The 7,916-nt window shown below is 71.9% G+C and carries 9 protein-coding genes; 3 read left to right on the forward strand and 6 right to left on the reverse strand.

The features are described from left to right. Positions 1 to 95 precede the first annotated feature (95 nt). Both psb34 and KBZ04_RS11630 read right to left on the reverse strand, forming a co-directional pair. Complete coding sequence (gene psb34 / locus KBZ04_RS11625; RefSeq protein ID WP_015109856.1) at positions 96 to 260, reverse strand: photosystem II assembly protein Psb34; 165 nt, start codon at positions 258 to 260, stop codon at positions 96 to 98. A 58-nt stretch (positions 261 to 318) separates the two neighbouring features. Further along, positions 319 to 1,140, reverse strand: a complete 822-nt coding sequence (locus KBZ04_RS11630) for a thiazole synthase (RefSeq protein ID WP_261351083.1) — start codon at positions 1,138 to 1,140, stop codon at positions 319 to 321. A gap of 66 nt (positions 1,141 to 1,206) precedes the next feature. Between KBZ04_RS11630 and KBZ04_RS11635 the strand changes: the two genes are divergently transcribed. Further along, on the forward strand, positions 1,207 to 1,779 hold the full coding sequence (locus KBZ04_RS11635) for a hypothetical protein (protein ID WP_254992082.1): 573 nt from the start codon (positions 1,207 to 1,209) through the stop codon (positions 1,777 to 1,779). A 16-nt stretch (positions 1,780 to 1,795) separates the two neighbouring features. Here KBZ04_RS11635 and KBZ04_RS11640 read toward each other — a convergent pair whose 3' ends face one another. From KBZ04_RS11640 to rpmI, 3 genes are all read right to left on the reverse strand, one after another. Continuing rightward, positions 1,796 to 2,353 carry a tetratricopeptide repeat protein gene (locus KBZ04_RS11640; RefSeq protein WP_254992083.1) on the reverse strand — a complete coding sequence of 186 codons (558 nt, stop codon included), beginning with the start codon at positions 2,351 to 2,353 and terminating at the stop codon, positions 1,796 to 1,798. A gap of 37 nt (positions 2,354 to 2,390) precedes the next feature. Next, positions 2,391 to 2,738 (reverse strand): 50S ribosomal protein L20, encoded by a 348-nt coding sequence (gene rplT, locus KBZ04_RS11645; RefSeq protein WP_254959258.1) that lies wholly within the window; start codon positions 2,736 to 2,738, stop codon positions 2,391 to 2,393. Positions 2,739 to 2,812: 74 nt separating this feature from the next. After that, the gene (gene rpmI, locus KBZ04_RS11650) at positions 2,813 to 3,013 is read right to left on the reverse strand and encodes a 50S ribosomal protein L35 (protein ID WP_015109851.1); all 201 of its coding nucleotides are present in this window, start codon (positions 3,011 to 3,013) and stop codon (positions 2,813 to 2,815) included. A gap of 72 nt (positions 3,014 to 3,085) precedes the next feature. Here rpmI and KBZ04_RS11655 point away from each other — a divergent pair, with 72 nt between their 5' ends. After that, positions 3,086 to 4,690 (forward strand): SpoIID/LytB domain-containing protein, encoded by a 1,605-nt coding sequence (locus KBZ04_RS11655; RefSeq protein WP_254992084.1) that lies wholly within the window; start codon positions 3,086 to 3,088, stop codon positions 4,688 to 4,690. A 25-nt stretch (positions 4,691 to 4,715) separates the two neighbouring features. Next, positions 4,716 to 6,110 (forward strand): glycosyltransferase, encoded by a 1,395-nt coding sequence (locus KBZ04_RS11660; protein WP_254992085.1) that lies wholly within the window; start codon positions 4,716 to 4,718, stop codon positions 6,108 to 6,110. Positions 6,111 to 6,169: 59 nt separating this feature from the next. On the opposite strand, the gene KBZ04_RS11665 is transcribed toward KBZ04_RS11660, so the two are convergent. Beyond that, the coding region (locus KBZ04_RS11665) for a DNA polymerase III subunit gamma/tau (protein ID WP_254992086.1) at positions 6,170 to 7,916 on the reverse strand (1,747 nt) is incomplete at its 5' end.

Consider the following 7,916-nt stretch of genomic DNA (forward strand, 5'->3'; position numbering starts at 1 on the left):
GTCGCCGCCGAGAACGAGACCCTTCACCCCAGACTCCTGAACGAGCAGGTGCTCAGACGGGCAAGCTACTACAGGCCTCCGATGGCCCTCCGGTCTCAGCTGATGCCGGCCGCCACCGCCACCATCACGGCCACCAGCACGAGGCCGCCGATCAGCAGCATCCGGTTGGCGCCGCTGGTTTCCCCCTGCTCCTGGAGCACCATGCGGGGCTCCTTGGCAAAGGCGTTCAGCTTGCCGCCGTCTTCTTCGGTGACCTGCATGGCTGTCGGATCGGTGTGCGCCAAACCCTATGGAGGGCGGCCAGGATCGGTCCGATCGTCAATGGTTCGTCACACGCCCTTCCAGCGGTGAACTGGGCCGGGCTTCGGCCCGCTGCGGCAGCCGGCCCGCCAGCAGGGCGGTGCGGCCGGCTTCGGTGGCCAGGGCCATGGCCCTGGCCATCGCCGGCGGATCCCCCGCCAGGGCGATGGCGCTGTTGATCAGCAGGGCATCGGCGCCCATCTCCATCGCCTGGGCGGCTTCGCTGGGCACCCCGAGGCCCGCATCCACCACCACCGGGATACCGGCGCCTTCGATGATCAGGGCGATGTTGGCGGCGTTGCGGATGCCCTGGCCCGAGCCGATCGGCGATCCCAGCGGCATCACCGTGGCGCAGCCGGCCTCCTCCAGTCGCCTGGCCAGCAGGGGATCGGCGTTGATGTAGGGCAGCACGGCGAACCCCTCCTTGACCAGCTGTTCGGCGGCCTCGAGGGTGCCGAAGGGATCCGGGAGCAGGTGGCGGGAATCGGGGATCACCTCGAGCTTCACGAAGTTGTTGTCCTCCTGGCCGGCCAGGCGGGCCAGCTCCCGGCCCAGCCGGGCCACCCGCACCGCCTCCTCGGCGGTGGCGCAGCCGGCCGTGTTGGGCAGCATCCAGATCCGGCTCCAGTCGATCGCCTCCATCAGGCCGCCGTGGCCCTGGGCGCCGCTCTGCACCCGCCGCACCGCCACGGTGACGATCTCGCAGCCGCTGGCCTCCAGGCTGGCCTGCATGGCCTCCAGGCTCGGGTACTTGCCGGTGCCGGTCATCAGGCGGCTGCGGAAGCGGCGGCCGGCGATCACCAGATCGTCGTGGGAGGCAGGGGGGGCGATGGCGGTCAAGGTCGGAGGCCTGCGGCGGACGGACGCATCCCGATTAGTCTGCCCCTTGCCTACGAGACCCACGTCATGCCGGTGCCTCTGGCCGCCCTGCCCCTGCTGCTCGCCGCCAGCCCGGTGCTTGCCGCCAGCCCCCAGCCGGCCGATGGGTTCGTGCCCTTCACTGCTCCCGTGATCCAGGGGATCGAGCAGGAGGGCGGCGCCGTCGGCGAGGTCGAGACCTTCGATCCGATCGCCCGGGCCCGCCTGATCGCCGAGCAGATGCCCCGCCGCTGGAACGGCCGCTACCAGTCCTTCAGTGGCGGTCCGGTCGTGCCTGTCCAGCTGCGCATCGATGGGGCCACACCGATGGGCCAGATGGTGGATCTGCGTGGTGCGATGGCCATCGGCGGGGTCGAGTCACCCGTGCAGGGCAACCTCAACGCCAAGTCGGACCAGCTGGATCTGCTGGTGCTGGGGGATCCCCTCGGCGGCGCCCTGGAGCCCGGTGGCGCCTTTCAGAGCGTGCAGGGCCTGTCCCTGAGTGGTTGGCGCGCTCCGCGCCTCACGACCCCGGGGGGGCGCCTGCAGCTGATTCCGGAATCGACCGCAGCCCGGCCTGCCGGCCCAACGGGTGAAGCACCGGTGCGCGGTCTCTGGTGAGCCCGGCATCAGCCTCTCAGGAGGCCTTGCCGCCGGCCTCCTGGCCGCTGCGACGTTCGATGATGGAGAGCCGTTTGCGGGCCGTCTTGTTGGTGGATTCCAGCTGGAGCACCCGCTCGTAGAGGCTCCTGGCTTCGTCCGGCTTCGACTGCTTCTCCAGGGCGAAGGCCAGGTTGTTGATCGCCACCGGGTAGTCGGCCTTGGCCCGCAGGGCGGCCCGGTAGTGCCGCACGGCGGCGGCGTAGTTGTTCTGGGCCGCCAGGGTGAAGCCGAGGGCGTTCTCCATCAGGGCCCTCGCTTCGGCGGGGGCGCTCTCGGCGTCGGCCAGCTTCAGGGCCTGCTTGAGGTTCACCTGTGCCTCGGCATAGAGGCGCTTGCGCAACTGAACCGACGCCAGCTCGTACAGGGTGGAGACATCCCGGGGGGGACCGCCGGCCTTGTCGTTACCCCCCAGCCGGGCCATGGCGAGTTCGTCGCGGCGTACCCGCAGGATCTGGCGGGCGACCACGACGGCCGCCACACCCAGCAGGGCGATCAGTCCCAGCAGGTAGGCCTGGGGCCGCAGGTCGTTCATCGGAGCCGGCCGTACGGTCGGAACTGGGAGGACGGCGTCAGTGGCCTGCCGCGGTGGCCACGGCGGTGAAGCTGGAGGGATCGGCGACGGCCAGCTGGGCCAGCATCTTGCGGTTCAGGCGCACGTCGGCCCGCTTGAGGCCACCGATCAGCTTGCTGTAGCTGAGGCCGTTCATGCGGGCGGCGGCGTTGATCCGGGCGATCCACAGCCGGCGGAAATCACGCTTGCGGCGACGACGGTCGCGGTAGGCGTTGCAGAGGGCCTTCATGACCCGCTGGTTGGCGGTGCGGAACAGGCTGCCGTTGCTCCCCTGGAAGCCGCGGGCGAGACGAAGGATCTTGTTGCGGCGTTTGCGGGCGACGTTGCCCCTCTTGACGCGGGCCATGGGAGGTGATCTTGGGGGTGGAAAACGGAGTGGAAAACAGGCAGGCGGAAACTCCGGAAGGAGCTCAACCGGACTCAGCCGGCGTAGGGCAGCATCCGGGCCACGTTGTCGTGGTCGCGATCGTCAACCACCGCCATCGTCCCCAGATAGCGCTTGCGCTTGGGGCTCTTGTGGTCGAGCAGGTGGTTGAGGAAGGCACGCCGGCGCATGAACTTTCCGGTGCCGGTGGCCTTGAACCGCTTCGCGGCCGCTTTGCGGGTCTTGAGCTTCGGCATCTCGGTAGGCGCAGGCACAAACAAGCACACTACGACGCGGGTGTACCCCCCTCCAACCCCCCTGCCGTGCCGATGTCGCTGCGTCCCCCCGTTCTGACCAGGCTGCTGCTGGTGATGGCGCTCCTGTTCCCGGCCGGCTGCCGGGCCGACCAGGGGCCGCCCGCCCCGCCGCCGCCCCCCGCTCCGGGCGCTCCCGCCTCCGACACCCCTGCCCCTGGGCCCTCGACCCCGATGCACTGGCCGGTGGCCCGCCCCGCCCCGTTGACGGCGGCCAACCCGGTGCTGTGGGTGGCCCTGGCGGCACGGCTGGGTCCGGCGCCGGCGGATGCAAAGGCGGCCCAGCCCATGCGGCTGCGCAGCCGCAGCGGTCTGCTGACCCTGGTCGATGCCAGTGGGCAGCGCTTCCAGTCCCCTGAGCTGGTGCTGCACTGGAGCCGCGAGGTCCTGCCCCAACCCAGGACACTGCGGCGCCGGGTGATGGGGCCCTTCGCCAGCTTTGAGAGCGCCGAGCAGGCGGCCGGCCTCTGGCGTGCCATGGGGGTGGAGGCCGCGATCGCCCGTCCCCGCGACTGGGAGGTGTGGGCCCCGGCCGGGGCGCCGGATCCCGCCCCCCTCCCCGATGGCGTGCGGCTGACGGGCTTCGAGCGGACCGCCAGCGAGCGGGTCGGGCTGGAGCTGCGCCGGACCCAGGGGGTGGTGCCCCTGGCGTCTCCGATCCGGATCGAGGCCCCCGGAGGCCTGCTCTGGAAGCAGGGGGCCTACGCCGGCCCGTTCCAGCTGCTGGCCGATGCGCACGGCGGCTGGAGCCTGGTGGAGCAGGTGCCCCTGGAGCGCTACCTGGAGGGTGTGGTGCCGCACGAGATCGGTGCCGGGGTGCCGGCAGCGGCGCTCGAGGCCCAGGCCGTGCTGGCCCGCACCTGGGCGGTGCGCAACCAGCACCGCTTCGTGGTGGATGGCTATCACCTCTGCGCCGACACCCAGTGCCAGGTGTACAGCGACCCGCGCCACGCCGGCGCCGCCGTGCGCCAGGCGATCGCCGCCACCAGGCTGGCCGTGCTGATGGGCGCCGATGGACCGATCCACGCCGTGTATCACGCCAGCAACGGTGGCGTCAGCGCCGCCTATCCGGAGGCCTGGAACGGTGCGCCGGTCCCCTACCTGACCCCCTTCCCCGACGGGCCCGCCCCCTTCCAGGCGCGGTTCCCCGTGCCCCTGGCCGCCACGGCCCTGCCGGCGCTGCTGCAGGACGGGCGGGCGGCCTGGGGGGCCGACCATCCCGTCTTCCGCTGGCAGCGGCAGCTCACGGCCGCCCAGATCGCCGCCGCCCTCGGGCCGGAGCGGGGGGTGGGGCGGCCCACGGCCCTGAAGGTGCTGGCCCGCGGCCCCAGCGGCCGGGTGCTGGCCCTTGAGGTGCAGGGAACCGATGGCCGCACCGTGCTGCGGCTGGATGCCATCCGCCGCACCCTGCGCAGCCTGCCCAGCACCCTGTTCACCCTGCAGCCGGCGGGAGCGGGGGTCTGGCAGCTGGTCGGCGGGGGGTTCGGCCACGGGGCCGGTCTCTCCCAGGCCGGAGCGATCGATCTGGCCGGCCGCGGCTGGAGCACGCGCCGGATCCTGGCCCACTACTACCCCGGCACCACGTTGCAACCCCTCGGTGCCGGCGGCGATTCCCCTTAGAGTCACGGCCTGGATGAGGTTCACCATGGCTGCCGGCGGCAGTGACAGCGATCGCCGCCGTGCCAAGGCGGCCCTGTTCCTCGCCTGCTGTGGCCTGGTAGGGATCGCCCCCCACTGGCTGCCTCCCGGTCGCAGCCTCGTGCCGGCCATCACCCTGGCCACCCTGCTGGGGGGCTACAGCCTGCGCACCGTTCTGCTGCAGGCCTTCCGCCGCAGTGGCAGCGAAACACCCCCGCCGGTGCTTTCACCTGCCGCACCCCCGTCAGCCGTCGACGTGGTGGTGGCCGCCCGCGACGAGCAGGCGGTGATTGTCCGTCTGGTGGAGCGCATCGCAGCCCTGCGCTGGCCCAAGGGCCAGCTCACCCTGTGGGTGGTGGATGACGGCAGCGACGACCGCACCCCCGAGCTGCTGGCCGAGCTCCAGGGGCGCCATCCCTTCCTGCGGGTGCTGCGCCGCCCCCGGGATGCGGGCGGCGGCAAGTCCGGGGCCCTGAATCTGGTGCTGCAGCAGTTGGACGGCCGCTGGATGCTGGTCCTGGATGCGGATGCCGATCTGCAGTCCGACGTGCTCGAACGCCTCGTGCCCTGGGCCGAGGCCGGCGGCTGGGCGGCGGTGCAGCTGCGCAAGGCGGTGGCCAACGCCCAGACCAACCTGCTCACCAGCGCCCAGGCCATGGAGATGGCCTTCGACGCCATGATCCAGGAGGGGCGCCTGGCCAACGGCGGGGTGGCCGAATTGCGGGGCAATGGCCAGTTGCTCTCCCGGGAGGCGCTCCTGAAGGTCGGGGGCTTCAACGAGGACACCGTGACCGACGACCTCGACCTCAGCTTCCGCTTCCTGCTTGAGGGCCTGCCGATCGGTGTGCTCTGGGATCCTCCGGTGCAGGAGGAGGCGGTGCTGACCTTGCCGGCCCTGTGGCGCCAGCGCCAGCGCTGGGCCGAGGGCGGCCTGCAGCGGTTCTTCGACTACGGCTCCGGTCTGGTCTCCGACCGGCTCACGTTCAGCCAGAAGCTCGATCTCACCTGCTTCTTCCTGCTGCAGTACGTGCTGCCGGTGGTGGCCAGTGCCGACCTGATCGGCACCGTTCTCACCCGCACGGCCCCCACGATGTGGCCGTTCTCGATCGTGGCCCTGGCCCTCTCGGGCCTGGCGATCGCCACGGGTTGCCGGCGGCCATCGGAGGGGCCCCCGCTGCCGGCGATGAACCCCTTCAGTGCCGGGTTGGGCATCCTCTACCTGGTCCACTGGTTCGTGGTGATTCCCTGGGTGACGCTGAAGATGGCGCTGCTGCCCAAGAAGCTGGTGTGGGTCAAGACGCTTCACCTGGGGCAGGAGCACGGTGAACCGTCACTCGCGGTCGCCGTGGACGCCGCCATGGATGCCGATTCCGAACTGGCCTCCGAAGCCAGCCATGGGTGAAGGGATGCCAGGCAGGTCCCCTGCTTCTGGCCCCCCGTCGCGTGGCGTGCCCTGAGGCCTCAGTTCTCTTCGGAATCCGCCTGGAGTCCGCTGATCACTTCGCCGTTGAAGAACTCAGCCAGGCGGCCGGCCTGCGTGTCGATGGCCGAGGCCATGGCTGGCAGCGTCGGTTTGGTCTCACTGGGGCGTTCCTCGACAACCAACGGCGGCGCCGGAGATGGGGGTTGCGCCGCAGGGGCGTCCGGGGTGGGCGCCGGCGGTCTGGCGGCAGCCACGGGCGGCTCGGGTGGGGGGGCGCTTCGGGCCGGCGGTGGGGGCTGCGTCGCTGGCCGTGTCGCAAGGGTGTCCCCCCCGGCCTCCAGCGTCAGCTGCCGCGGGCTGCCCAGGGCACTGGCCACCGCTTTCTCCAGCAGGGGCAGGCGGCTCTGAACCATGGCCATCCAGGTGCCGGCCACGCGCACCACCGCCCGGCGTTCGTCAAGCCGCAGCAGCTGGGCCTGCTGGGAGAGCAGCATCCGGGTGGAGGGCAGCTCCAGGCCGGCCAGGATCTGCTGCCACAGCTCCGCCAGGTTGTCGTGGGCGGGTGCCGCCACCTCCGCAGCGGCTTCCGGGATCACCGCCGGGATCTGGGCCGCGGTGGGCTCGGGTGGCGCCGCTGGCGGCGCTGCCGCCGTTCCGGCCCCAACGCTGCGGACCGGCCGCTGGACCTCGGCGCTGGCGTGGGCGGGACCGGCCGAGGGGGAGGCGCCGACGGCCGGCTCGGCGAGCAGGCCCAGCAGCAGCACCTCCAGCCAGAGCCGCGGTTGGACGCTGTGGCGCAGCTGCTGCTCGCTGCCCTTGAGCTGGGACTGCCACCGGAGCAGGCTCGCCTTGCCGATCTGGCGCGCCACCTCGGGCAGCTGCGGCCGCAGCTCCGGTGACACGCTGGTGAGCTCCAGCCGATCCGGTGCCACCCCGGCCAGCAGCAGGTCGCGCAGCAGGCTGACCAGCCCCTGGAGCACGGCGGCCGGTTCCCGCCCCCGATCCAGCAGTTCGCGGCAGCCCTCCACCACCTGCAGGGGATCGGCCGCGGCCATGGCGCCGGCCAGCCGCAGCAGTTCCTGGTCCGGCACCGCCCCCAGCAGGTCCCAGACCGCGGCGGCGGCGATCGGTGCCGGCAGCAGGCTCAGCTGGTCGAGCAGGCTCTCGGCGTCCCGCAGACCCCCCTGGGAGCGCTGGGCCACCAGGTGCAGGGCCTCCGGGGTGATGCCGATGGACTCCTCGGCGGCGATCCACTGCAGATGCCCCACCAGGGCCTCCAGGGGGATGCGGCGGAAATCGAAGCGCTGGCAGCGGCTCAGGATGGTGGGCAGCACCCGCTGGGGATCGGTGGTGGCCAGCACGAACACCACCCGCGGCGGGGGTTCCTCCAGAGTCTTGAGCAGGGCGTTGAAGGCGGCGGTGGAGAGCATGTGGCACTCGTCCACCACGTAGACCTTCCAGCGGGCCTGGACCGGGGCGAAGCGGGAGCGTTCGATCAGCTCGCGGATGTTGTCGACGCCGGTGTTGGAGGCGGCGTCGATCTCGATCACATCGAGGGCGTTGCCGGCGGCGATATCGGTGCACAGCTGGCAGCGACCGCAGGGCTCCGGGGTCGGGGCGGGGCTGGCCAGGCAGTTGAGCGAGCGGGCCAGGATCCGGGCGCTGGAGGTCTTGCCCGTGCCCCGGGGGCCGCTGAACAGATAGGCCGGGGCGATGCGGTTCTGGAGCAGGGCCTGGCTGAGGGTGTCGGCCACGGCCTTCTGGCCCACCAGCTGGTCGAAGCGC

The organism is Cyanobium sp. N5-Cardenillas, from assembly GCF_024345515.1.
Taxonomy (GTDB): domain Bacteria; phylum Cyanobacteriota; class Cyanobacteriia; order PCC-6307; family Cyanobiaceae; genus Cyanobium.